Annotated in this window: 22 protein-coding genes and 1 pseudogene; 7 read left to right on the forward strand and 16 right to left on the reverse strand. The window is 68.8% G+C overall.

Annotation, left to right across the window (positions count from 1 at the left end; translation table 11 throughout):
- Window positions 1-38: 38 nt before the first annotated feature.
- Window positions 39-806: an alpha/beta fold hydrolase gene (locus DIE15_RS01705; protein ID WP_124832206.1), complete on the reverse strand. Its 768-nt coding sequence runs from the start codon at window positions 804-806 to the stop codon at window positions 39-41.
- A 176-nt stretch (window positions 807-982) separates the two neighbouring features.
- Here DIE15_RS01705 and DIE15_RS01710 point away from each other — a divergent pair, with 176 nt between their 5' ends.
- From DIE15_RS01710 to DIE15_RS01725, 4 genes are all read left to right on the forward strand, one after another.
- Window positions 983-2968, forward strand: coding sequence for a hypothetical protein (locus tag DIE15_RS01710; RefSeq protein ID WP_124832207.1), 1986 nt, complete (start codon window positions 983-985; stop codon window positions 2966-2968).
- A 273-nt stretch (window positions 2969-3241) separates the two neighbouring features.
- Window positions 3242-4294, forward strand: coding sequence for a helix-turn-helix transcriptional regulator (locus DIE15_RS01715; protein WP_185734335.1), 1053 nt, complete (start codon window positions 3242-3244; stop codon window positions 4292-4294).
- Between the two features lie 121 nt (window positions 4295-4415).
- Window positions 4416-5072 (forward strand): VC0807 family protein, encoded by a 657-nt coding sequence (locus DIE15_RS01720; RefSeq protein ID WP_057924990.1) that lies wholly within the window; start codon window positions 4416-4418, stop codon window positions 5070-5072.
- A 96-nt stretch (window positions 5073-5168) separates the two neighbouring features.
- Complete coding sequence (locus DIE15_RS01725; RefSeq protein ID WP_124832209.1) at window positions 5169-6035, forward strand: CPBP family intramembrane glutamic endopeptidase; 867 nt, start codon at window positions 5169-5171, stop codon at window positions 6033-6035.
- A 53-nt stretch (window positions 6036-6088) separates the two neighbouring features.
- On the opposite strand, the gene DIE15_RS01730 is transcribed toward DIE15_RS01725, so the two are convergent.
- The 6 genes from DIE15_RS01730 to DIE15_RS01755 form a co-directional block, all read right to left on the reverse strand.
- Entirely contained in the window at window positions 6089-7069 is a 981-nt protein-coding gene (locus tag DIE15_RS01730) for an aldo/keto reductase (RefSeq protein WP_124832210.1), read from the reverse strand.
- Window positions 7070-7297: 228 nt separating this feature from the next.
- Entirely contained in the window at window positions 7298-7972 is a 675-nt protein-coding gene (locus DIE15_RS01735; RefSeq protein WP_057924987.1) for a MarC family protein, read from the reverse strand.
- A gap of 120 nt (window positions 7973-8092) precedes the next feature.
- Window positions 8093-8893: an enoyl-CoA hydratase-related protein gene (locus tag DIE15_RS01740; protein WP_124832211.1), complete on the reverse strand. Its 801-nt coding sequence runs from the start codon at window positions 8891-8893 to the stop codon at window positions 8093-8095.
- A gap of 53 nt (window positions 8894-8946) precedes the next feature.
- Window positions 8947-10269, reverse strand: a complete 1323-nt coding sequence (paaK, locus tag DIE15_RS01745) for a phenylacetate--CoA ligase PaaK (RefSeq protein ID WP_057924985.1) — start codon at window positions 10267-10269, stop codon at window positions 8947-8949.
- 59 nt (window positions 10270-10328) lie between these two features.
- A complete protein-coding gene (locus tag DIE15_RS01750) occupies window positions 10329-11882 on the reverse strand; it encodes a 3-hydroxyacyl-CoA dehydrogenase (RefSeq protein WP_057924984.1) in 1554 nt (517 codons plus the stop codon).
- A 60-nt stretch (window positions 11883-11942) separates the two neighbouring features.
- Complete coding sequence (locus tag DIE15_RS01755; RefSeq protein ID WP_124832212.1) at window positions 11943-12251, reverse strand: hypothetical protein; 309 nt, start codon at window positions 12249-12251, stop codon at window positions 11943-11945.
- A 180-nt stretch (window positions 12252-12431) separates the two neighbouring features.
- Between DIE15_RS01755 and DIE15_RS01760 the strand changes: the two genes are divergently transcribed.
- Window positions 12432-13520 carry a calcium:proton antiporter gene (locus DIE15_RS01760; RefSeq protein WP_124832213.1) on the forward strand — a complete coding sequence of 363 codons (1089 nt, stop codon included), beginning with the start codon at window positions 12432-12434 and terminating at the stop codon, window positions 13518-13520.
- Window positions 13521-13631: 111 nt separating this feature from the next.
- On the opposite strand, the gene DIE15_RS01765 is transcribed toward DIE15_RS01760, so the two are convergent.
- From DIE15_RS01765 to DIE15_RS37420, 7 genes are all read right to left on the reverse strand, one after another.
- On the reverse strand, window positions 13632-14486 hold the full coding sequence (locus DIE15_RS01765; RefSeq protein WP_124832214.1) for an amidohydrolase: 855 nt from the start codon (window positions 14484-14486) through the stop codon (window positions 13632-13634).
- Window positions 14483-15505 (reverse strand): D-isomer specific 2-hydroxyacid dehydrogenase family protein, encoded by a 1023-nt coding sequence (locus DIE15_RS01770; protein WP_124832215.1) that lies wholly within the window; start codon window positions 15503-15505, stop codon window positions 14483-14485. The genes DIE15_RS01765 and DIE15_RS01770 overlap by 4 nt, the downstream gene beginning before the upstream one ends.
- Window positions 15502-16575, reverse strand: coding sequence for a LacI family DNA-binding transcriptional regulator (locus tag DIE15_RS01775; RefSeq protein WP_124832216.1), 1074 nt, complete (start codon window positions 16573-16575; stop codon window positions 15502-15504). Before DIE15_RS01775 ends, DIE15_RS01770 begins: the two co-directional genes overlap by 4 nt.
- Before the next feature lie 8 nt (window positions 16576-16583).
- Complete coding sequence (locus DIE15_RS01780; RefSeq protein WP_124832217.1) at window positions 16584-18470, reverse strand: TRAP transporter large permease subunit; 1887 nt, start codon at window positions 18468-18470, stop codon at window positions 16584-16586.
- 3 nt (window positions 18471-18473) lie between these two features.
- On the reverse strand, window positions 18474-19505 hold the full coding sequence (locus DIE15_RS01785) for a TRAP transporter substrate-binding protein (RefSeq protein WP_124832218.1): 1032 nt from the start codon (window positions 19503-19505) through the stop codon (window positions 18474-18476).
- A gap of 235 nt (window positions 19506-19740) precedes the next feature.
- Complete coding sequence (locus DIE15_RS01790; RefSeq protein WP_057924978.1) at window positions 19741-20652, reverse strand: LysR substrate-binding domain-containing protein; 912 nt, start codon at window positions 20650-20652, stop codon at window positions 19741-19743.
- Window positions 20645-20767, reverse strand: a complete 123-nt coding sequence (locus DIE15_RS37420; RefSeq protein WP_260428157.1) for a hypothetical protein — start codon at window positions 20765-20767, stop codon at window positions 20645-20647. Before DIE15_RS37420 ends, DIE15_RS01790 begins: the two co-directional genes overlap by 8 nt.
- Between DIE15_RS37420 and DIE15_RS01795 the strand changes: the two genes are divergently transcribed.
- Window positions 20766-21704 carry a 2-hydroxyacid dehydrogenase gene (locus DIE15_RS01795; protein WP_124832219.1) on the forward strand — a complete coding sequence of 313 codons (939 nt, stop codon included), beginning with the start codon at window positions 20766-20768 and terminating at the stop codon, window positions 21702-21704. The genes DIE15_RS37420 and DIE15_RS01795 overlap by 2 nt on opposite strands.
- A 67-nt stretch (window positions 21705-21771) precedes the next feature.
- Window positions 21772-23148 (forward strand): MFS transporter, encoded by a 1377-nt coding sequence (locus DIE15_RS01800; protein WP_124832220.1) that lies wholly within the window; start codon window positions 21772-21774, stop codon window positions 23146-23148.
- A 36-nt stretch (window positions 23149-23184) separates the two neighbouring features.
- Here DIE15_RS01800 and DIE15_RS01805 read toward each other — a convergent pair.
- Together DIE15_RS01805 and tssF are read right to left on the reverse strand one after the other, a co-directional pair.
- A pseudogene (locus DIE15_RS01805) lies at window positions 23185-23313 on the reverse strand (LysR family transcriptional regulator); the annotation flags it as partial.
- Window positions 23314-23411: 98 nt separating this feature from the next.
- Window positions 23412-25289, reverse strand: coding sequence for a type VI secretion system baseplate subunit TssF (tssF, locus tag DIE15_RS01810; RefSeq protein WP_124832221.1), 1878 nt, complete (start codon window positions 25287-25289; stop codon window positions 23412-23414).
- Window positions 25290-25291: the final 2 nt, after the last annotated feature.

The following is a 25291-nucleotide window of genomic DNA, read 5'->3' on the forward strand; positions in this document are numbered from 1 at the left end:
GGCGTACGACCGGGACGTGGCCGCGGTACGCCGGCCGCTCAACCGCCTGCCGGCGACCACCAGACTGTCGCCGGCGTCTCGAGCTGCACGAAATGGCCGCTCGGCACGACGCGAACGCACGCCGCCGGACACCACGCCGTCCAGCGCCGGATCTCGGTGTCGACGTCGAGCAGCGGATCGCGGTCGCCGAATATCACCCGCACGCCGCCCGCCACCCCGGCGCGGGGCAGCCGCGGTGACGTCGGCCATGCATCGGCGACGACCGCATCGAACACCTGCCGGTCGAACGCGGCCGCGCGGGTGTCCGGTCGCGCGCCCGGCGCGCTCCCCCGCAGCAGCGCGGCGCCCGCTGGCACCCGCTCGATTTCGTCGACCAGGCAGGCGAACCGGGCGAAATCGGGCCGCGCGAGAAACGACTGCATCGCGGCGCTCAGTCGTGCTTCGCCGTGTTCATGCGCGACGACGGCGGACGCCAGCCGGACGAACGCCGCGCCGAGATCGCCGATCGGCGCGAGCAGCACGAGCCGGCCCAGCCGATCCGGCATCCGAGCCGCCAGGTCGAGCGCAAGCTGCGCACCGAACGCATGGGCCACCACGTCGACCGGCGCGCCGCTGCGCTGCGCGACCAGTCGCAGCTCCGCCTCGGCGGCACCGGCCAGCGCCCCGAACGGGCGCGGATAGAGCGCGACCGAGCGCGGCTGATCCCACCAGTGGATCGGCAGCGAGCGCCCGTACATCGCCCGCTCGGCCAAGGCGGAGCCCCCGGGGCCGCCGTGCAGGAACAGCGTGCGCGCATCGCCGTGCATGGTCTTCCCCGTTCGCGGCCCGTCACGCGTGAAGACTAGCCGAGGCCCGGCCTGCCCGCCTTAGTCAATTTGAATCATGGAAGGGCCGCGCCGGCGCACCTAGCCTACGACGTACGCGAACGCGTCATGCGCCGGACCGGCAGCGTCGCCCACTCGCCATCCATGGAGAATCGATCATGAAGCCCATCCCTACCCAGGTGCGCATGGCCGTGACGGCCATCGCGGGCGCGGCAGCCCTTTGCGCATGCGGCGGCGGTGGCGACAGCGGAACGCCCGCCGCATCGCCGACGTCGTTGCAGGGCACCGTCGCGAGCGGTGCCGCAATCGCCAACGCGGCGGTCACCGCGACCGACGTCAACGGCAAGACGGCGACCGCCACGGCCGATGCCCACGGCGCGTATTCGCTCGATGTCGGCCGGCTGAGCGCACCGGTCGTCGTGGTCGCGACCGATCCGCAAGGCCGCGCGGACCCGCTCGTGTCGGTCGTCGGCTCGCTGCCCGCCGCGGGCACATCGGCGACAGCCAACGTCACGACCCTGACGACCGCGATCGGCGACCTGCTGACCGCGAGCGGAAATGCGCTGGACCTGACGGCCCCGGCCACGCTCGCATCGAACGCGCAGCCGGCCGCCGTCCAGAAGGCGTCGGGCACGCTCAACGCGGCGCTTGCCGACATCCTGAAACAGAACGGCCTCTCGCCCGCGAGCTTCGACGCGATCGCGACACCCTTCACCGCGAACCAGACCGGCGCGGACGCCGTCATCGACTCCGTGCAGCTCCTCAGCAACGGCAGCGGCACGACGCTCGTCTCGAGCGGCTCGCCCGCGCAGGGTTTGCTGTTGAACAGCCAGACAACCGCACCGTCTACGCCGCTTGCCGCGCCGCCCGTCGCCGCGAACTACCTGGGCTTCATGCAGAGCCTGCTGCAATCGTGCTTGTCGGCGCCGCTCGCGCAGCGCAGCGCGGACGCGAACTGTGCGGCAGCGTTCGATACGCACTACACCGACAACGGCTATACGAGCGTCAGCGACTACGTGCAACCGCTGCAGCTCGCCACGTCGGTCGGTGCGAGCGTCGGCCAGCCGGTCACGCTGCAGTTCTTCCAGGATGCAAGCAACGTGCAGTCGGCACTCGTGCGGATACCGTATGTCCTGACGGACGGCACCCCGGGCGCATTCGTCACGACCGTCCACCAGCTTGCGGCGCCCGTCACGCTGCCGGACGGCAGCACCGCGTCGTGGAACATCATCGGCAATCAGCTCAAGTACGATGCGCGCGCCGAATCGCGCGTCACGTTGCGCACCTTCCTCGATTCGTTCGCGGACGGCACGGGCAGCGCGGACGTGAGCCACTACGATGCCGGCATGTCGTTCATCTTCAATCCGGCCGGGCCGAACGCGTCGAACGTGAATGCCGTGCAGGTCACCGGCCCCGGCCTGCCGACCGGCGGGCTGTTCCTGTTCCGGTCGACCGCGTGCGGCACCGCGAACTACCTCGCGATTCCCGGCACGAAACCCGCGACGCTGCCGCCGACAAGCACCTTCACCGTGTCGAGCGATACCAACGAGTATCGCTGGTCATGGCAGACGGTGGCGGGCGCCGCGACGACGTTCAACCCGCCGGCGAAGTACTTCTGGGACACCTCGCAACTCGATCCGTCGAGCGTGCCGTTCTATCCGCAGTACACCTATGCGCTGTTCGACGCCAGCGGCAATCCGCTCGATTCGTTTACGGTGACCAGTCCGACGCCCGTCGTCAGCGCGAATCTCGGCGCAACGACACCGTGGGCGACGATCGGCCAGGACGTCGTCGCGAATTTCCTGACGCCCGGCGGCACGGCCGCCGCCGCGGCCGCGTCGGCCAGCGTCGACTGGACACCCGATCCGGATGCGCCGGCGCTCACCGGCGTGGCGGTCCTCACGCTCGGCAAGTCGACGGCGGGCGTCGACGGCTTTACGTCGGTGCCCGCCGGCGCGACCTCGGCCACCGTGACGGCCGGCGTCGACACGACCGGCGCACAGACCTGCAGTGGCGCGCAGTTCCTGCCGCTCACCGACGGCAATTACCGCATCGTGCAACTGCGCGCGAAAAGTGCGAATGGCACCCGGTTCTTCCAGAACATCACGTATCGGGACGGCACGAGCGCGCCCAACGCGTCTTGACGCATCATCGATCGGAACACGCCATCGGGGAGACGCCGGCCGCCAGCGATGCGGCCGGCGCACGGCCGCACCGGCTGTCAGCGTGTCGAATCTGCAACGTTTTCGTGCCGATACCGGCCGGCGGCCGCATCGGCCGGCCCGCCGAAGCCGCGCCGGCGGGCCTTTGCACGCAACTTGCTGCTGTTTCGGGGTTTCCACTCGGGCCCCGCGGCAGCGCCAGCCGACCGACGGGGCTGAACGCCAATGTCGATCGATACCGCCTTTCGAACCGCGATGGACGCGGTTCGCGCGCTGTCGGATCCCGACCCGCCGTGGGCCGCATTGCTCGATGCCGCCAGGCGTATGGTCGGCGCGGATGCCGCCGGCCTGCTGATCTTCAGCAGCGAATACGAACTCACCGCGCTCTGCCAGCAGGGGCTCGACGAGGCGGCCGAGCGCGACTACCGCGACCATTTCGCGGCAGACGACCCGATCGTCCGGGCCGGCCAGGCATCGGCCGATCGCTGGCTGGACACCGATCGCCTCAGAATCGCGCCAGGCGCTCGCCGCCATCCGTTCTACACCGACTACCTGCCGAGGCACAGCATCGGCCGGGTGCTCGCGTGCCAGCTGCTCGTCGATGCCGACACGAGGGCCGGCCTGACCTTCCTGCGTGCCACGTCGCCGGGCACACCCGCTGGCGCGGATGAAAACGCCCCCGTCCGCCGCTTCGTCCGCGCGCTGACGCAGGCGATGCACGCTCGATCGCGCGCGCTGAAGAGCCGCATGGACGCGCTCGATGCCGGCCTGTCGGGCTTCGGCGATGCAATGGCGCTGATCGCGCCCTCCGCCACGATCCTGATGCGAACCGCCAACGCGACCGAACTGCTCGTCGAGGGCCGGCTGCTGACATCGACCGGGCGCGCGCTGACGCATCCGCACCCGGCGCTCGCGGCAGGCTTGCAGCGTGCGATCGCCCGCGCGCATGCGCAGCGGCAGGCCGTGACGTTCTCGGTGCCGACCTCGTGGGGCGAGGGGCTGAGAATCGACATCGCACCGGCCCCCGCCGCCTTCACGTTCGCGAACGAACCCACGCTGATCGTGCGGATCCGCAAGAACAGCGCGTTCACCGTGCCGGGGCTCGAGGAACTGGCCGCGTTCTTCTCGCTGACGCCGGCCGAGGCCCGCGTACTGGCCGCACTGGTGGGCGGCCACTCGCCGGCCGAATATGCCGCGGCGACGGGAGTCGCCACGGCAACGGTGCGCAACCAGATCAATTCGCTGATGCGCAAGATGTCATGCAGCAGGCAATCGGAACTCGTCCGGCTCGGCACGCTGCTTTTTTGAAGGCGGCGCGGCCGACCTGCGGCGCCACGGGATACCGCAATTGTTGGATATACTTGACCGCACAACCTTCAAGCACGCCAGTCGGTCGTGCGTTCGCCCTTGCCTGCGCGGAGTTGCCCCCGTGAAACCACGAGCCGGCCTGATTCTCGAACTCGTCGTCAACCTGCTGCTGCCCTGGGTCGCGTACCGGGTCGCGCACCCGTATTTCGGCGAAACCGGCGCGCTGTACGCGTCGGCGGTTCCGCCCATCGTCTGGTCCGTCGTCGAATTCATCCGCTCGCGCCGCATCGATGCGGTGGCCGCCATCGTGCTGCTCGGCATCGCGCTGTCGATCGCCGGCATGGCGCTCGGCGGCAGCGCGCGCACGCTGCTGATGCGCGAATCGCTTGCGTCCGGCACGATCGGCATCGTGTTCCTGCTGTCGTTGTTCCGCGATCGCCCGCTGATCTTCTATCTCACCCGTGCGACGGTCGCCCGCGAGATGGCCGGCGGCGCCGCGCGTTTCGAGACGGTGTGGGCCGATCAGCCGGGGCTGCGCCAGATGCTGCGGCTGATGACCTTCGTGTGGGGCGCGTGCATGACGCTGGAGATGCTGCTGCGCCTGTGGATGGTCGTCACCTGGCCCGTCGAGCGCGTGCTCGTCGTGTCGCCGATCATGGGCTACACGGTGTTCGGCACGCTGCTGCTGTGGACCTTCTGGTACCGGCGGCGCATGCGCGAGCGCAACAGCGTCGACATCCCGACCCGCGACGGCGTCACCGAGATCGCCGGCCGCTGACTACCGGCCCCGCCCGCCCCACGCGTGCGGCCCGGCGGTACGTCACCATCGCTGGGGTATGATGCGCGGCGTCTCGTCCGACCCATGCATCGCCCCATGTCCCTTTCGCTTCTCCCCTGTGCCACGATCTGGCTCGCGCTGTTCGTGGCCGCCGCGTTCGCGTGGCAGCGCCCGCTGCACGGCGCGAGCATCGGCCTCGCCGCGCTCGGCTATGCCGGCGCGCTGGCGTTCGGCAAGCTGTCGCCGATCGTGCTCGCACCGCTCGCACTGCTCGTGGCCGCCGCCTGGGGCGTCGCGCCGGGCCGCCCGCTCGCGGTACGGATCGCCGCGCACGTCGTGTTCGCCGCGCTCGCGATCGCGCTGAGCCTGCACCTGGTTCCCGGTTTCCACAATCCGCGTGTGATCGAGCCGACGCGCTTCACGCCGGACGCCGTACCGTTCACGATGTACCTGAATTTCGACAAGCCGCTGGTCGGGCTGTGGCTGCTGTGGGTGCTGCCATGGGTCGCGCCGGACGTCCCGCCGGCGCGCGCGCTGCGCACCGGTGCCGTCGCGGGCATCGCAACGGCCGCGGCCTGCCTGGCCGGCGCGCTCGCGTTCGGGATGGTCGGCTGGGCGCCGAAATGGCCGGCGGCAGGCTGGATGTGGCTCGTCAACAACGTGCTGCTCGTCACGCTCGCCGAGGAAGCGCTGTTCCGCGGCTACGTGCAAGGCGGGCTCACGCGCATGCTCGGCCGGTTCGGCTGGGGGCCGTGGGCCGCGCTCGCGATCGGCGCGATGCTATTCGGCGCCGCGCACGCGGCCGGCGGCTGGCACTGGATCGTGCTCGGCACGGTGGCCGGCATCGGCTACGGCCTCGCATGGCGGCGCGGCGGGCTGCTCGCGTCCGCGCTCGCGCACGCGGGGCTGAACGTGATCCACTTCGGGCTGTTCACCTACCCGATGCTCGCCGCCACGCGCTGAACGCCGCGCACGGCGGCGGCATCCCGCCGGTTGCGCTCGGCGCCCGGTCGAACTCAGTTGAAACCGGCCACCGCGTGCGGCACATACGGACCTTCGAGCGCCGCGATTTCGTCGTCCGTCAGCTTCAATTGCAATGCGCCGAGCGCATCGTCGAGATGCTGCGGCTTCGAGATGCCGACGATCGGCGCGGTCACGCCGCGCTTGTGCGCAACCCACGCGAGCGCGACCTGCGCACGCGGCACGTTGCGCGCGGCGGCGATCGCCGCGACGGCCTCGACGACCGCCCGATCGGCATCGGCCCTCGCGTCGTAGAGCCGCTGGCCGACGTCGTCGCTTTGCTGGCGGCCGGTCGACTCGTCCCAGTTGCGCGTCAGCCGGCCGCGCGCGAGCGGGCTCCACGGAATCACCGCGATGCCTTCGGCCTCGCACAGCGGCAGCATTTCGCGCTCCTCTTCGCGATACAGCAGGTTCAGGTGGTTCTGCATGCTGACGAAGCGGGTCCAGCCGTTCTGCCTGGACGTGTACAGCGCCTTCGAAAACTGCCACGCGAACATCGACGACGCGCCGATGTAACGCGCCTTGCCGGCCTTCACGACGTCGTGCAGCGCCTCGAGCGTCTCCTCGATCGGCGTGCCGTAGTCCCAACGGTGGATCTGGTACAGGTCGACGTAGTCGGTGCCGAGCCGTTTCAGGCTCTGGTCGATATCGGTCATGATCGCCTTGCGCGACAGCCCCGCGCCGTTCGGCCCCGGCCGCATCCGGTAGAACACCTTGGTCGCGATCACGACGTCGTCGCGCTTCGCGAAGTCGCGCAGCGCACGGCCGACGATCTCCTCGGACGTGCCGTCGGAATACATGTTCGCGGTATCGAAGAAATTGATGCCGGCCTCGATCGCGCGCTGGATGATCGGGCGGCTTTCCGCTTCCGGCAGCGTCCACGGATGCGTGCCGCGCGACGGCTCGCCGAACGTCATGCAGCCCAGCACCAGCTTCGACACGTCCATCCCGGTCGACCCGAATTTCACGTATTCCATCGCTCGCCTCGTCATTGAAGTGGGGTTGCGGGCGGATGCGCGCCGCGGTTCGGTGCACCGGACACGAACGCCGCAGCATGCATCCGCCGGACGTCGCATGGTAGCTCGCCGCGCGCAAACGCGTATCGGTGCGCGCGCCCGCGGCCCGGCAGCAGTCGAACGGACGAATGCATCCCTCGGCCCGCACGCATGGCGCCGGGCCGGGTCGCACGTCGAAGGACGAACGGGTTACTTGATCTGGTCGGCGAGCGGCTGCAGGAACTCGGAGAACCCGGTCAGCATGATCTGCACGCCGATGCACAGCAGCAGGAAGGCGGACACGCGCTTCGCGACCTTGGTGCCTTCGCTGCCGAGGTAGCGCGACAGCAGCGCGGAGCGGCTGTAGACCTGCCAGATCACGATCGCCACCAGTATGGAGACGACGATCGACACGATGCTCGACAGCATGAACTCCGACAGCTTGTGCGTGCGGTTCGCGTTCAGTGCGATCGCGGTCGCGATCGAGCCGGGGCCGACCGTCAGCGGCATGGTCAGCGGGAAGAACGCGCGCGTCATGATCGCATTCGCGTCGATCGGCTTGACCGGTGTATCGCCGCCGCCCGCCGGGCCGTCCGGTTCGTTCAGCATCTGCCAGCCCGCGACGGCGACCGCGAAGCCGCCGCCGATCCGCAGCGCTTCCATCGAGATCCCGAAGAAATGCAGCACCGGCGTGCCGGCGAAGAACGCGACCATCAGCACGATGAACGCGTTGAATGCCACCTTCTTCGCGAGCAGGTTGCGCTCATGCTCGGTCAGCGCCTCGGTGCGCTCGAGAAACAGGAACGCAATGCCGATCGGATTGATGATGCCGATCAGGCCGGTGAAGCCGAACAGGATCTCGGAGATAAGGCGGTTGACGATCATCGGAACGAAGAAACGGTCAGGGCTGGGCCGGCGGCGCGCCGGGGGTCACGCATTGTAGAGCAAGCGCCCGCGCCCGAGACGCAAATCGCGCCCCGGGGCCCGGCGGGCCTCGCCACGGCCTCAATTCGCGCCGGGCTCCCATGCCGGCGGCCGCTTCGCGAAGAACGCGGCGAAACCCTCCTTCGCTTCCGGCGTCGCCCGCACGCGGGAGATCGTCTGCGCGGTGAACGCCGCGCGTTCGTCCGACGGCGGATACTCGCCGATCGCATCGAAAAAGCGCTTGATCTCCATCAGCGCGTTCGGGCCATTGCGGCCCAGTTCGGCGAGCGTCTTGTCGAGCGCGGCATCGAGCGCGTCGAGCGGCACGGCCTGGTGGATCAGCCCGATCGCAACGGCTTCGCCGGCCGCGAGCTGCGTCCCGGTCAGCGCGAGCCGGCGCGCCTGGCGCTGGCCGACCGCTTCGACCAGATACGGGCCGATCACCGACGGCAGGATCCCGAAGCGCGCCTCGCTGACCGAAAAGCGCGCGTGATCGCTCGCGATCACGATGTCGCAGGCCGCGCACAGGCCGACGCCGCCGCCGAACGCATGGCCCTGCACGCGCGCGACCGTCGGCTTCGGGCACTGCCGGATCGCGCGCATCATCGCGGCGAACCGCTCGGCGTCGCGCAGGTTCGCCGCCGCGTCGTTCGCGCTCGCGCGCTGCATCCACTGCAGGTCCGCGCCCGCGCAGAACGCGCGGCCGTCCGAGCGCAGCACGATCGCGCGCACGTCGTCGCGCGCGCCGAGCGCGGTGAACGCATCGGTCAGCTCGGCGATCATCGTCTCGTCGAACGCGTTGAGCACGTCGCCGCGCCGCAGCGCGACGGTCGCGATGCCGCGCGCATCGACGGCAACCGCCAGGGTCTTCAATCCATCCATCGAACAGGTTTCCTCGGGGTAGTACAGGGAACGGCGAAACTCGGCGGCGAAGTTCAGGCGGCCTGCCGGCGGTCGATCACGCGCCGGGCCTTGCCGGTCGCGCTCGCGGGAATGCCGCCCGCGGCGAGCACCGTCACGCCGGCCGACACGCCGATCATCGTCTTGATTCGGTGCTGCAACTCGCGCGCGATCGCGGCGCGATCGCCGTCGGTCACGCACGCGGCGGCCTCGGAGCGCAGCTCGACCGCAAGGTCGAGCCGGTCCATGTGGCCGTCGCGCGAGATCGTGATCTGGAACTGCCCCGACAGCTTGGTCTGCGCGACGACGATTTCCTCGATCTGACTCGGGAACACGTTCACGCCGCGCACGATCAGCATGTCGTCGGAGCGGCCCGTGATCTTCGCGAGCCGGCGCATCGCGCGCGCGGTCGGCGGCAGCAGTGCGGTGAGGTCGCGCGTGCGGTAGCGGATCACCGGCATCGCTTCCTTCGTCAGCGACGTGAACACGAGCTCGCCCTCGCTGCCGTCCGGCAGCACTTCGCCGGTCACGGGATCGATGATCTCCGGATAGAAGTGGTCTTCCCAGATCACCGGGCCGTCCTTCGTCTCGACGCACTCGCACGCGACGCCGGGGCCCATCACTTCCGACAGCCCGTAGATGTCGAGCGCGTCGATGCCCACGCGCGCCTCCACTTCCTCACGCAGCGCCTGCGTCCACGGCTCCGCGCCGAAGATGCCGATCTTCAGCGACGACTCGGCCGGGTCCATCCCCTGCCGCACCATCTCGTCGATCAGGTTCAGCATGTACGACGGCGTGACGAGGATGATCTTCGGCTCGAAATCGCGGATCAGCTGCACCTGCTTCTCGGTCTGCCCGCCCGACATCGGCACGACCATGCAGCCGAGCCGCTCCGCGCCGTAGTGAATCCCGAGGCCGCCCGTGAAGAGTCCATAGCCGAACGCGTTGTGCAGCGTGTCGCCCGGGCGGCCGCCGGCCGCACGGATCGAACGCGCGGTCACGTTCGCCCACGTGTCGATGTCGCGCGCCGTATAGCCGACCACCGTCGGCTTGCCGGTCGTGCCGCTCGACGCATGCACGCGCACGACCTGCTCGCGCGGCACCGCGAACAGCCCGAACGGATAGTTGTCGCGCAGGTCGTTCTTGGTCGAGAACGGGAATTTCGCGAGATCGGCGAGCGTCTTCAGGTCGTCCGGGTGCACGCCCGCCGCGTCGAACGTCCGACGATAGTGCGGGACGTTGTCGTACGCGTGGCGCAGCGACCACTTGAGGCGCTCGAGCTGCAGCGCCTGCAGTTCGTCGCGGCTGGCGGTCTCGATCGGATCGAGGGCGGCGGCGGGGTGCGTCGGGTGAGTCATGGGGGTGCTCCTCCAATGGAGTGATGTCGTTATCGTGATCGGGACAATGGGGCAGGCAGCTAGCGAAACGTGCGGCCGGCCGCGTGCAATGCGGCGATGCGCGGCGACACGCGATAGCGGTCCTCGCCGTAGCTCGCCGCCAGGTTCGACAGCACGCGATGCACGCGGCCGATGCCGATCGCATCGGCCCACGCGAGCGGGCCGCACGGGTAGTTCACGCCCTTCTCCATCGCGAGATCGAGATCGGCGGGCGAGCACACGCCCTGGTTGACCGTATCGGCCGCCTCGTTCGCGAGCATCGCGACGGTGCGCATCGCAACCATCCCCGGCACGTCGGCGATACCGATGACGCGCAAGCCGGCTTGCTGGAACAGGCCGACCGCATCCGCATAGGCGGCGTCGCTGCACTGGAGCGCGCGCGTCAGTGCGACGAGCCCGGCTTGCGCGTAATCGCGCGCGAGGTCGACGAGCACGAGATCGGCCACGCCGGTTTGCGCGGCGCGCACCGTCGCGGTGCGGCCGTCGGTCAGCGCGATCGACGCGCGGCCGGCCACGGCAAGCAGCGCGTCGGCATGCGCGCCGTTCTGCCGCGCGCCCGCGATGCGCTCGACGAAGCGCGCATGCAGCGCGGCGGCCGGGCCGTCCTGCGCGAACAGCGCGACGTCGGCCGGCGCGGCGCGCCGCGCCTCGAGCTCGGGCGCGGGCGGCACCGCGCCGTCCGCATACGAATAGAAGCCGCGCCCCGACTTGCGACCGAGGAAGCCCGCATTCACGAGCTCCTGCTGGATCAGCGACGGCGTGTAGCGCGGATCGTTGAAGTACGCGCGGAACACCGACTCGGTCACCGCGAAGTTCACGTCGTGGCCGATCAGGTCCATCAGCTCGAACGGCCCCATCCGGAAGCCGCCGGCTTCGCGCATCACCGCATCGATCGAAGCCGGCGTGCCGCCCTGCTCGTTCAGCACGCGCAGCGCCTCCGCGTAATACGGCCGCGCGACGCGGTTCACGATGAAGCCCGGCGTCGATTTCGCCAGCACCGGGCGCTTGCCCCACGCGGCGGCCGTGTCGTACAGCGCCTGCGCGACTTCCGGCGCGGTCGCGAGCCCGCTGACCACCTCGACCAGCGCCATCAGCGGCGCCGGATTGAAGAAGTGCAGGCCGGCCACGCGCTGCGGCACGCGCAGCCCGGCCGCGATCGACGTGATCGAGATCGACGACGTGTTGGTCGCCAGCACGCAGTTGTCATCGACATGACGCTCGAGCGTCGCGAAGATCTCGCGCTTCACGTCGAGCCGCTCGGCCGCCGCCTCGACGATCAGCGCGGCGCCCGCGAAATCGGCCAGCGCGCGCACCGCGCGGATCCGCTGGCCGGCCGCATCGGCCTGCGCCGGGTCCATCCGGCCCTTCTCCGCGAGCCGCGCGAACTGCGCGCGGATGCCGGCGAGCGCCTTGTCGCACGCCGCCTCGTTCAGGTCGTACAGCAGCACGGTATGACCGGCCGCCGCGGCGACCTGTGCGATACCCGCGCCCATCGCGCCGGCACCGATCACGCCGACGACCGCCGCCGGCGCCAGCGCGCCCGAATTCACCGAATGTGCAGAAGAAACAGCCATCGCTTGCGATCCGTCATGAAGTGGAAGTGCGAGCGATTATAAACCGACCGGTCGGTAGATTTATGTCAGGGCGAGCCCGAATTTGTCGTGCAAGAGACCGTTACGAAATCTGCAAAAACAAAAAATCGAACGATCAGGGCACTTTTTATCGACCGAAAGGTCAATGAAAGCGTTCGAATATGAGATAGCGACCCTCGAACGCCTGATAAAATTCGACAAACCGCCGGATTTCAGGGGGAAACCGCGTGTCACGCCGCCGCTGCCGCCCATCGCCCGCCGCCCTTTCGGGGTCAATTCCGAACTGTCGGGCCGCCAGCCGTCACGTCCACGCGCCCCGCCATCGGCACCGGTCGCATCGAACCGTTTCATCCAGCGACGGGCTTCGGCCCGCCCGCGCCCCTCGCCGCCTCAAAGCGGCGAACTCGAGGCAGCACCGTTGCGTGCTGCCGCCCTTCGGTTTCATCGTCCTCGTTCGGCGGATAGTACGGCCGGGCTTCGTCAACCCGTGAAGGTGCGTCGCGCGCCGTCACTCGCATAAGGAAACCCTCCATGCCGCTCTCGTCCAACCAGCTCCCGCGCTGGACCCTCGTGGCCCCGCTTGCCGCCTGGCTGGTACTCGCGCTGTCGCGCGCCGTGCCGGCCGAAGGCCTCGTCATCGCCGTGTTCGCCGCTGCGCTCGCCGGCGCCGTGTTCGCTGCAGTCCATCATGCCGAAGTCGTCGCGCACCGCGTCGGCGAGCCGTTCGGCACGCTCGTGCTCGCGGTCGCCGTGACCGTCATCGAAGTCGCGCTGATCGTGTCGGTGATGCTCGGCGCCGGCCCCGAGAAATCCGGCCTCGCGCGCGACACCGTGTTCGCCGCCGTGATGATCATCTGCAACGGCATCGTCGGCCTCTGCCTGCTGGTCGGTGCGTGGAAGCACGGCGAACAGGATTTCCAGGGGCGCGGCGCGAGCAAGGCGCTCGCGGTGCTCGCGTCGCTGTCGGTGCTGTCGCTCGTGATGCCGAACTACCTGAACGCCGCGCCGGGCCCGTTCTTTTCGAAATCGCAGCTTGCGTTCGCAGGCGTGTCGTCGCTCGTGCTGTACGGTGCATTCGTATTCGTGCAGACCGTGCGCCACCGCGACTACTTCCTCACCGAGCACGACAGCGCGAACGAATCGGTGCACGCGGCGCCGCCCAGCGGCCGCACCGCGCTGATCAGCCTCCTGCTGCTGTTCGCGAGCCTCATCGCGGTCGTGCTGCTCGCGAAGCTGCTGTCGCCGGCCGTCGAGCATGCGGTGATGAAACTCGGCGCGCCCGAAGCGGCGGTCGGCATCGTGATCGCCGCGCTCGTGCTGCTGCCAGAAGGGCTCGCGGCCGTCACCGCCGCGCGCGCGAACCGTCTGCAAACCAGCATGAACCTCGCGCTCGGTTCGGCGCTCGCGAGCATCGGGCTCACGATCCCGACCGTCGCGGCCGTGTTCATCTGGGTCGGCCAGCCGCTCACGCTCGGCATCGGCGCGATGGAAACCGTGCTGCTGTCGCTCACGCTGCTCGTCAGCACGCTGACGCTCAGCCAGGGACGCACGACGGTGCTGCACGGCGTCGTGCACCTGTCGCTGTTCGCGGCCTATCTGTTCCTGTCGATCACCCACTGATGTCCATCGGCGCGCGGCACCGCGGATCGTTTCCGCCGTGCCGCGCGCACCACTTCACCTTCCCCCCGCTGCCTTGCGCGCCGCGATCGCCGCCGCCGGCTCGACGCCGTCTCACGTTGCAATATCGCTCGGGCTTCCTGCCTGGAATCCGTATAGCACGGCCGGGTTGTCGACGAGAATCGCGCGGCCGACTGCTTCGTCCGCCGCGCATGCGTGCAACCAGCCGAGCAGACCGGCATCGTCAGGCACCGGCGACGCGTTCGGATGCGGCCAGTTGCTGCCCCACACGCAGCGTGCCGAGTGCTCGCGCGCGAGCACGGCGGCAAGCTGCGCGACGTCGTCATAACCGGGCGCGCCGGCTTGCGACGTCTCGTAAGGCGCGGACAGCTTCACCCACACATGGCCGCGATCCAGCAGGCGCCGCAACGCAACGAACGCCGGCGCATCGGGTGCAACCGGTATCAGGAACTTGCCCGTGTGATCGACCACGACGCGTGCCGGCAACGATGCCAGCATCGGCTCGACGTCGGGCAGCGTCCGGCCGTCGAGCTGCAGGTCGATGTGCCAGCCGAGCGGCGCGATCCGTGCGGCCATCCGTTCGAGCTCTTCCCATCGGGCGACGCCGCCCGACAACGTCATGAACCGCACGCCGCGGATGCCCGCCGCGTGCAGCCGCTCGAATTCGACGTCCGGCACGTCGGCCGGCAACGTCGCGACGCCGCGCGCCTGCGGGCCGAGCGCGGCCAGCGCATCGAGCGTGCAGCGGTTGTCGAAGCCATAGCCGGTCGGCTGCACGACGACCACGCGCGCGAGACCGAGCGCCTGTTGCACGCGGCGATACGCGTCCACCGGCGCGTGCGGCGGACGGAACGTCGCCGTCGGCGCGAGCGGATACGCATCGTCGTAGATGTGGATATGGCAATCGCACGCGAGCAAAGGCTGCGTACCGCCGTGGTCGCGCATCATCGTGCGCCCGGCGCGGCGGACGCATCGACCGGCCGCCAGCGTTCGAGCCGCGTCGCATGCGCGGCGTTGACCGCGCCGTTGGGCACGCGTGCGTCGAGCAGCGCGGCGAGTTGGTCGACCGTCTCCAGTGCCTGGTGCTCGACCGCCGGCCGCGTGAGCCCGCCGATATGCGGCGTGGCGATCACGCGCGGATGCGCGGCGAGTCCGGGCGTCGGCATCTGATCCGCCGCGCGGCCGACATCGAGCGCGCAACCCGCCAGCCGGCCGCCGTCGAGCGCATCGGCAAGCGCCTGCTCGTCGACAAGCTCGCCGCGCGATGCATTGATGAAGCATGCACCCGGCTTCATCGCGGCGAACGCGTGCGCATCGAACAGGTTCGCGGTGGCCGGCGTTGCCGGTGCGAGGCACACGACGTAATCCGCGTCGCGCAGCAGGGTCGCGCAATCGACCTGCTCGAGCGGCGGGGTGTCGACCCGGACGGACGGGTCGCACACGAGCACGCGCATCCCGAACGCCGTCGCGATCGGCGCGAGATGGCGCGCGATCTGTCCGTAGCCGACCACGCCCAGCGTGCTGCCGCGCAATTCGCGGCCCATCCGCGGCAGCGGCGGCGTGCCGCGGTGGTACGCATCCGCGTAGCCGCCGATCCCGCGCGCGAGCTCGATCATCGCGCCAATCACCCATTCCGCAACGGCCGGCCCGAAGCCGGGGCTCGCCTGCGTGACCAGCACGCCGAATTCACTCGCCGCACCGACATCGACGGTACGGATGTCGACCGCGCAGCGCACGAACGCGGCGAGCGCGGGCAGCCCCGCGAACAGCGCGCGCGGCGCCGGCGTCTGCCGGTACGCGATGATCGCGTCGCATCCCTGCGCGGCCGCGATCAGCTCGCCGGTGCCGAGCTCCCGGTCGTACGGATTGCACGTGACGTCCGCGATCGCCTGCAGCGCGCGCAGCGCCTTCGCGCCGAAGTAGTAATCGAACATCCCGGACGGATGAGTCACGTAGACGCGCGTCATGCGTTGCCTCCGTTCGATTCGGCCGCGCGCGGCGGCGCGACCGATGCACGCTCGACGAGCGTGACGCCCGGGAACACGCATTGCCCGGGCTCCGACAACGCGTCGCCATCGTGCCGCATCACGCGCCGCACCATCTCCGCGGCCATGTCGGTGACGGGCAGTTGCACCGTGGTCAGCGCCGGCCACGAAATCGCCGACAGGAAATGACCATCCATCCCGACGACCGACACATCGTCCGGCACGCGCAAGCCGCCGTCGCGCAGCCCGGCCATCAGGCCGAGCGCGAACAGGTCGTTGACCGCGACGATGCCGGTCGGCCGAGCCGGATCGGCCGCAAGCGCGGCACCGAGCGCACGCCCGACCTCGACGATCACCGCGTCGCCGTATTCGTTCGCCGGACCGCCGTCGAGCACCCGCGCATCTGCGCCCGCGTCGCGCGCCACCGCGAGAAAGCCGCGAATCTTGTCGCTGCGGCTCACGGTGATGCCGGCCACCGTCGCGAACGCGAGCCGCGTATGGCCCGCGGCGACGAGGCAGCCGGTCGCGAGCCGCGCGGCCGCCTCGTTGTCGGCCGTCACGTGATCGACCTTCGATTGCTCGCCGGGTGTCGCGCGGCGGTCGTAGCTGACGACCGTCATCCCGCGTTCGGCCGCACGTTCGAGGTGGCTTTCGTCGGCGAGCGACGAGATCACGATCACGCGCCGCACGCCGTGCGCGAACAGGTCGTCGAAGAACGACGCCTCCTTGCCCGCATCGCGGTACGTGTTGCCGATCAGCACGCGATGACCATACTGCTCCTGCGCGCAGGCCTCGATCTCGCGTGCGATGTAGCCGTACATCGGATTCGCCATCGACGGCACCAGCAGCCCGACGAGCGGCGTCTGCCCCGTCTTGAGCTGGCGCGCGAGCGTGCTCGGCCGGTACTGCAGCGCATCCATCGACGCCTTCACGCGCTCGAGCGTCTCCGGCTTCATCTGATCGGTGCGGCCATTGAGCACGTTCGAAACCGTGCTGACCGAAACGGCCGCATGACGGGCCACATCCTGAATCGTACTCATGTCGTCTTGCATTGAACGGGCTACAGGCCGAAATGGGCCGGCAGCCACAACGAAAACGCCGGCGCGAAGATCAGCGCCACGAGGGCGACGAACAGCACCAGCAGGTATTTCACCATCGGCCGCGCGACGCGCGCGACCTCGGTCCCCGTGATCGCGCAGGTCGTGAACAGCCCGAGGCCGACGGGCGGCGCGAACAGCCCGAGCCCCATCGCGACCACCACGACCGTGCCGAAATGCAGCGGATTGATGCCGAGCTGCAGCGCGATCGGTGCGAGCAGCGGCCCAAAGATGATCAGCGCCGGCGCGCCTTCGAGCACCGCGCCGAACACGATCATCAGCAGCGCCGCCAGCAACAGGAACGCCGTCGAGCCGTACTGATGGGCAAACGCGGTCATTGTGCCCGAGACGAGTGCCGGAATCTGTTCGATCGACAGCGCGAACGACACGCTCGACGCCGCCGCGACGATGAACAGAATACCGCTCGCCATCGACGCCGCGCGCACGAACACGCGGCCGACCGAGCGCCAGGTCAGTTCGCGAAACGCCGCCCAGCCGACCACGAGCGCATAGACCACCGCGAACGCCGACACTTCCGTCGACGTCGCGATGCCCGACGTCACGCCCTTGCCGATCATCGCGACCATGACCAGCGCGACGAGCGCGCCGCCTGCGAGCGGCAGCCACGCGCGACGCTCGACGAACACCGCGTCGATGTCGATCCGGCGTCCGCAGATCACGGTCACGACCGCCAGCGACGCGGCGAGCACGGCTGCCGGCACGATCCCCGCGAGAAACAGCCCCGCGATCGAGATATTCGCGACGAAGCCCATGATGATCATGTTCACGCACGGCGGGATCGTCTCGGCCATCACCGCGCTGCACGCGAGCAGCGCCGCGGTTTCGTCGGGGTCCTGGCGCGCGCGGCGCACGGCCGGCATCACGACGCCGCCCACCGCCGCGATGTCGGCCAGCTTCGAACCCGATACGCCGGAAAAGCACGCCGTCGCAAAGATCACGATCAGCCCGAGCCCGCCGCGCACGCGTCCGAAGATCCGCAGCAGCAATTCGACGAGCCGCGCGGACATCCCGTTCGACTCCATCAGCAAGCCGGCCAGCACGAAGAACGGCACCGCGAGCAGCACGAAGTGATCGGCGCCGGCCATCACCTGCTGCGAGTAGACGAGCAGCGGCAGCGTCGGGTCGGCGAGAAAGTACAGCAGCGCCGAGAACGCGAGCACGAAGCCGATCGGCACGCCCAGCACGAGCCCGCCGACGAAGCCGGCGATCAGCAGCGCCCCCGGCGCGATCGCATGCTCGGGCTGCAGCGCGTTCCAGCCGTACACGGCGCCCGCGAGCACCGCGCAGCATGCGAGCGTGCCGAGCACGCGGCGGCGCGGCGCGTTCAGCGCGTTCGCGAGCGCGAATACGCTCATGAACAGTGCGCCGAACATCATCGGATACACGTTGATCCAGCCCGGCAGGCCGCCGGTCGTCAACTGATCGTACGAATCGCCGAGCAGTTGCCAGGACGACGCCAGCAGGTTCAGCGACACCGCCGCGACGATCCAGTGCCCGATCTGCACGAGCGCGCCCTGCCAACGTGCCGGCAGCCAGCCGCGGAACAGGTCGATGCCGACGTGCCGGCTGCGCCCGAGCACCGTCGCCGCGCCGAAGAACACCAGCACGATCATCAGCGCGCTCGCGACCTCCTCGGCCCAGTCGACCGGGTCGTGCAGGAAATAGCGGAACACGACCGACACGAACACGACGAGCACGTCGGCGGCCAGCACCGCGGCCGACACGTATTCGATCCAGCGCATCGCCGCCTCCAGCGCGCGGGCGGCGGCGCGCACGGGACGGGCGGTGCCGGCGGCCGGCACGACGCTCGAAACGGAACCGGTATCCATCGCTCAACCCCGCGCGGCGGCGATCGCCGGGAACAGCGGCGCGGTGGCCGGATACTGCTTCGCGAATGCGACGTAGAGGCGATCGTGTATCGTCTGCCGCAGCGCCGTGCGCTCGGCGTCGGCCATCGGATGGAACGTCATCCCGTGCTGCTTCAGCGCCGCCTCCGCCTGCGTGGCCTTCTGCGTCGCGATCGCGCGCTGCTGCGCGGTCGCATCGGCCACCGCACGGTCGAACGCCGGGCGCAGGTTCGCCGGAATCCGCTCGAGCGCGCGCCGCCCCATCACGACGGCCATCGCCGCGAACACGTGATGCGATTGCCAGCACGACTTGACGATCTCGTCGAAGCGGCTCGCGAGCACGGTGGCCGGATCGTGCTCGAGCCCGTCGACGACGCCCGTCTGCACGGCCATGTACAGCTCGCCGAACGGAATCGGTGTCGGCACCGCGCCCATCAGCTTGAAGGTGTCCATGAACGCCGGTGTCGGCAGCACGCGCAGCTTCGTGCCCTTCACGCCCGGCAACGCCGTCACCGGCTGCTTCGTGAACACGCAGCGCCCGCCGAAGTGCGAACCCCACGTCAGCACCGAGCAGCCCGCGCGTTTTTGCAGCAACGTGTTCAGGCTGGTGCCCACCGGGCCGTCGAGCACTTTCGCGACGTGCGCATAGCTGTCGAACAGATAGCCGAGATCGAGCATGCCGAACTCCGGCGCGACCGTCGCCCAGATCGAGGAGCCGGCGATCATCATGTCGATCGCGCCGATCTTGACCTGCTGCGCGACGTCGCTCTCCTTGCCGAGCTGGCTGTTCGGAAAGTAGTCGACCCGGATCGCGTCACCGACGCTCGCCTTCAGGTTCGCGGCGAGGCGCTCGTACCACACGTAGTGCGCCGCGTTCTGATCGGCCGGCATCGACGACGAGCAGCGCAGCGTCACGGTCGGCTGCGCCGCACGGGCGATCTCCGGCAGGCCGCCCGCGACCGCGAGCGTGGCAGCGGACGCCGTTTGCAGAAAGCGCCGCCGGGTGAAGGTTGTCATGGCCGTCTCCTTTGAGATTGCGCCTGCCGGCGCAACTGTATCGATTTAGTGTATCGATACAGTAATACGACGACCGACAAGGAAAAAATGGGGGTTTTCCCCCGGCAGGAGCGAAAAATGGGAGATTACGAGGCGGAATTTCCGGCCGGATGGGGTTCCGCGCCGGCCTATTTCGATCTTTCGGGGCGACGGCGCGCCTCAAGCGCGGCGGCAGATATCATCAGACAACTGATGTTTATTGAACGACGCCGCCATCCGCCCCTTCCGTCAGGAACTGCTCGACCATCGCGTTGAACACCGGCAGCGCCGGATTGTCGTTGTCCGCACGCCATGCGAGATACAGCTCGGCCGCCACGTCGACGCCCGCGAGCGGCCGGAACACCACGCCGTCGACATGCAGCTCGCGCGCCGATGCCGGCACGAGCGCCGCACCGAGCCCGGCGCGCACCAGACCGAGGATCGTGTGTGTCTGCCCGACGTAATGCAGGTAGTTCGGCAAGCGCCCGGCGCCGGCGAACATCCCCGAGATCATGTCGTGGAAGTACTTTCCCTCGTTCGGCGAATACGCGATGAACGGCTGCCGGTCGAGTTCGTCCGGGCCGATCCGTTCATACGCGGCGAGCGGTGCGCCCTGCGCGACCGCGACGAGCATCGGCTCGCGCTGCACGAGCCGGTATTCGAGCGGGTGGCGCGCGGCGCGCTGGCGCACGAAGCCCGCATCGAGCATGCGCGACGCCAGCGCGTCGATCTGCACGGTCGACACCATTTCGCGCAATTCGACATCGACATCCGGCAGCGCGTGCGCCGCATGCGCGAGCAGCACCGGAATCATTCGATACGCGCTGACGGCCGTGAAGCCGAGCGTGATGCGGCCGGCCCCGCCGTGCGCGACGCGCTGCGCGGCCTGTTCCGCCCGCGCGGAAAACTCGAGGATGTGCCGCGCATCGCGCAGGAAGCGCTCGCCGGCCGCGGTCAGCCTGACCTGCCGGCTGCTGCGTTCGAGCAGCGCGATGCCGAGCGCGTGTTCGAGCAGCTGGATCTGCCGGCTGAGCGGCGGCTGCGTCATGAAGAGCCGCTTGGCGGCGCGCCCGAAATGCAGTTCCTCGGCGACCGCGACGAAGCAGCGAAGCTGGTTCAGTTCAATCATTCAAATCTTGAATCAATCGATAGTCTTTTGATGTTAGACGCATATCAATACGATTTCTATACTCGGTTGCACCTGATGCGCGGCCCGCGCCGCGCACGACGACCGAGACTTTCATGACCACCGACATCCTGCTCACCCAGCCGCTTCCCGACATCATCGACGCCGAACTGTCCGCCCGCTATGCAGTACATCGGCTGTATGCGGCCGACCGGCCGGAGGCCCTGCTCGAGCGCATCGCGCCGCGCATCCGAGGCGTCGTCACGGGCGGCGCGAACGGGCTGTCGGCTGCGTTGATGGACCGGCTGAGCGCGCTCGAGATCGTCGCGATCAGCGGCATCGGCACCGACGCCGTCGATCTCGAGCGTGCCCGCGCCCGCGGCATCCACGTGACGACCACGCCCGACGTGCTGACCGACGACGTCGCCGACATGGCGATGGGGCTGATCCTGATGACGCTGCGCGACCTGGGCGCCGGCGAGCGCATCGTGCGCGCCGGCCGCTGGGGCAAGGTCGCGCAGCCGCTTGCGACGCAGGTGACGGGCAAGCGGCTTGGCATCGTCGGCCTCGGCCGCGTCGGCCGCGCGATCGCGCAGCGCGCGCAGGCGTTCCTGATGCCCGTCAGCTATTGCGGCCCGCGCGAACACCGCGACAGCGGCTATCGCTACGAACCCGACCTGATCGCGCTCGCCCGCGACAGCGACGTGCTCGTGCTCGCGGCATCGGCCGATCACGGCAACGTGCTCGTCACCGCCGACGTGCTCGCCGCACTCGGCAGCCAAGGATTCCTGATCAACGTCGCGCGCGGCAAGCTCGTCGACGAAGCCGCGCTCGTGCGCGCGCTCGCGGACGGCACCATCGCCGGCGTCGGCCTCGACGTATTCGTCGACGAACCGCACGTGCCGGCCGCGCTGCTCGAACTCGAGCGTGTCGTCGTGCAGCCGCACCGTGCGAGCGCCACGCACGAGACGCGCGAAGCCATGGGCCGGATCGTGCTCGCCAACCTCGCCGCGTGCTTCGCGGGACAGCGCCCGCCAACCAGCGTCACGAGCTGAGCGACGCACGCCCCGTTTTACAACATCAAACGAAACGCCTCCGCACGACGGAGGCCAGGAGACTCGCATGCCCAATCGATCCAGCGGCGGCGCTGCCGTCGCGGCCTCGTCCACCTCATCCACCGCATCGAGCACGATCGGCCGCGTCCGCTACACGGTCCTCGCGCTGATCTTCGCGGTTACCGTCGTCAACTATGCGGATCGCGCGACGATGTCGATCGCCGGCACCGGCGTCGCGCACGACCTCGGGCTGACGCCCGTGCAGCTCGGCATCGTCTTTTCCGCGTTCGCGTGGGCCTATGCGATCGGCCAGATCCCGGGCGGCTGGCTGCTCGACCGCTTCGGCGCGCGCCGCGTGTACGGCCTGAGCCTGCTGCTGTGGTCGGTCTTCACAATGCTGCAGGGCACGGTCGGCTGGTTCGCCGCCCAGGGGGCAGCCGCGACGCTCGCGCTGTTTGCGATGCGCTTCATGCTCGGGCTCGTCGAATCGCCGGCGTTCCCGGCCAATTCGCGGATCGTCGCGTGCTGGTTCCCGACCGCCGAGCGCGGCACCGCGTCGGCGCTGTTCAACTCCGCGCAGTACATGGCCGTCGTGCTGTTCACGCCCGCGATGGCGTGGCTCACGCATGCGCTCGGCTGGGAACACGTGTTCCTGTGGATGGGGCTGCTCGGCGTCGCGCTGTCGGTGCTCTGGTTCGCGTGGTATCGCGAGCCGCACGGCCATCCGCGCGTGAGCGACGCCGAACGCGACTACCTGCGTGCGCACGGCGCGCTCGTCGATCTGGAGGCGAACCGCGTCCGGCACCGGGCGCGCGTATCGTGGCGCGATGCGTCGCAACTGTTCCGCCACCGGAACCTGTGGGCGATCTATGTCGGCCAGTACTGCATCACGGCGCTCACCTACTTCTTCATCACGTGGTTCCCGATCTACCTGATCAAGGGCCGCGGGATGACGATCATGGAGGCCGGCTGGGTCGCCGCGCTGCCCGCGCTCTGCGGCTTCACGGGCGGTGTGCTCGGCGGCGCGCTGTCGGACTGGCTGATCCGGCGCGGCGTGCATCCGTCGCGCGCACGCAAGACGCCGTTCGTCGTGGGAATGGCGATGGCGACGCTGCTCGTGCTCGCGAACGGCGCATCGTCGAACGCCGTCGTGATCGCGCTGATGACGGTCGCGTTCTTCGGCAAGGGGCTCGCGGCGGTCGGCTGGGCCGTGCTCGCCGACACCGCACCGGAAGGCATGGTCGGCCTGAGCGGCGGCGTGTTCAACGGCCTCGGCAACATCGCGGGGATCGTCACGCCGCTCGTGATCGGCTACTTCGTCGCGCACACGGGCTCGTTCGCGGGCGCGCTGTGGTTCGTCGCCGCGCACGGGCTGATCGGCATCGCCGCCTATGCGTGGCTCGCCGGCCGCTTCGAGCGGATTCGCGTCACGCCGGCCGCATGACGCCCGGCGCCGCCGGGGAAGCGGCCGCCCGCGGCATCACGCGCGCTGGCGGCTGCCCGGTGTCAGCTCGATCGCGAGCCGATCGAGCTCGCACAGGTCGTTTTCCAGCGCGGGCGTGAGCGTCATACGCAGATGGTCGAGGAAGGTACGGATCTTCGCGTCGAACACGGGTTGCGAACTGGTTACCGTTAGCTGCGGCAGAAAGGGAGTACGCCAACTTCACTTGACGCCGTTATCCGATTGCAAATCGGTACGGCCCCCGATCAGATCAGCGGCTGCATCCCAGGCGTGGCCACACCTCGCGTCAGTTCCCGGCCGGTCTGCGCCGACCGAATCACAAGTTGGACGTAACTGTTCATCGGCCCGTACGGTGCGAAGAATCGTTCAAACAGCTTCGTAAATATGACCAGACTGACCTCCCGAAGTGAGGTTTCGTCGAACGACAACAGGATTTCAATACCGCGCACGAACGACGGGAACTGGCTATTCAGCGACATCCATCTGATCACAGGCTTGTAATTCAGATCGGTGATCGCGTCGATGCAGCGCTGCGCGAGCGGCGTAGTGCGCACCGCATGGAGCCGCAAGAACGTCTTCAGAGCCGACAGCCCGTTGCGTGTCAGGTCAAACGGATGCGGCGACAACGTCGACAGTACGCGCCACAACGCACCGTTGCCTCGCGCCAGCTCGGCCGTCAACGTCGGCCGCGTGATCAACTGGATCGGGCAATCCAGCGTCTTGTTCTCGAGCAGCAAATCGCCGGCCGTATTGCCGATCGGCAAGCGCGCCGGCAAGTCGAGATTGGTCACCGTCGTGACCACATCGATTTGCGGCAGCTTCGGTCGTGTCGACTGTCCGTCCAGCCCGACCAGCGACAACATCATGGTTTGCCGGCCGGGCGATCGGTCATCGCGATCGTGGAACGCGACCCAGTAGACCGCTGACGAATCAGGGCGTGGATCGTGGCTAAGGGCCTGGTATGGCCGCACCGGAATTCTGGGCCGATTGCTTTCGAGCGCTATGTCCTCGTCCTTGTCTTTTTTCTTGGACAACTCGCCCAGATAAACCGCGTCTATCGAATACACGCCCAGCGGCGCATGTTTCGCCAGTCGTACAGGCTGAACCGGATAGGCATCCTGCCCCTTCAGCACAATGGGCTGAGCGGGTTGCGAGAAAAGATTCACGACAGGCGTGCAGAACAGCTTGAACGCCGTTGTGCCGAGCGACGCAAGCGCTTGCGCGGCGAACGACTCGGCGGGCGTGTCGCGCAATACGATATGCAAGGTCAGCTCCCGAGCGTCGGGAGCGCTTGCGGCACGCCGCACGCGCCCCATGTCAAGCTCGACGAAATCGAACAGTTCCGGAAACGCGAAGTATTCCAGCAGATAACGATACGTGGTCGCAGTCCGACTGGTCGTTTGGCTATCTGGTAACAAGCGTTCGTTATCCGAGAAGCCAACCGGCGCGAACGGCACCTTCGATAGAGCCCGCCAGCGCCCGCATTGATCGACTTCAACGTACGCGGCGGCCGCGCGCAACAGCAAAGCGTCCAGCAGCGACGACACGAATGGTCGCTCGCCGGCAAGGTGGACGCGGATGGGACCATCCGGAATAGCGGCCGTGAACGGACCGGCGGCCGACGTGAAGCTGATCGACAGCACGCCTGTTGCGTCGGCGGGCAATCTCACGGCTGACGGCGCCAGCGTCGTCGGTGCATACCGTGCAGACTGTATTTGCAACGGCGAGATGGTCACATCGTAGGTCGTCCGGAATCGCACCGGGGCGTTGCGCGCGTTCAGCGTCGCGCCGCGCGGCACGACGATCGGTTCCGTCAGTTGACCGACGATCGCCCGCGGCTCGAATCGAGCGATCGCGCACGACGGCACGGTTCGCAGATAGTGCGGGTGGACAATCTCAAGCAGCGCCTCGGTGAATTCTGGATAGTCGTCGGCCAGCTTCGAATCGAGGCGCGCCGCAAGAAACGAAAAGGTCTGGATCAGACGCGCCACATGCGGATCGTCGGTCTGGCCGCTCTGGATACCGAGCCGGGTGGCGATCTTCGGATAGCGGATAGCGAAATCGCCCAGCGCTCGCGCGAACAACCCGAGTTCGTATTCGTAATGCGACAGCAGATGATCCATTC

It is taken from the genome of Burkholderia sp. Bp9031 (assembly GCF_003857965.1).
Classification (GTDB): domain Bacteria; phylum Pseudomonadota; class Gammaproteobacteria; order Burkholderiales; family Burkholderiaceae; genus Burkholderia; species Burkholderia ambifaria_A.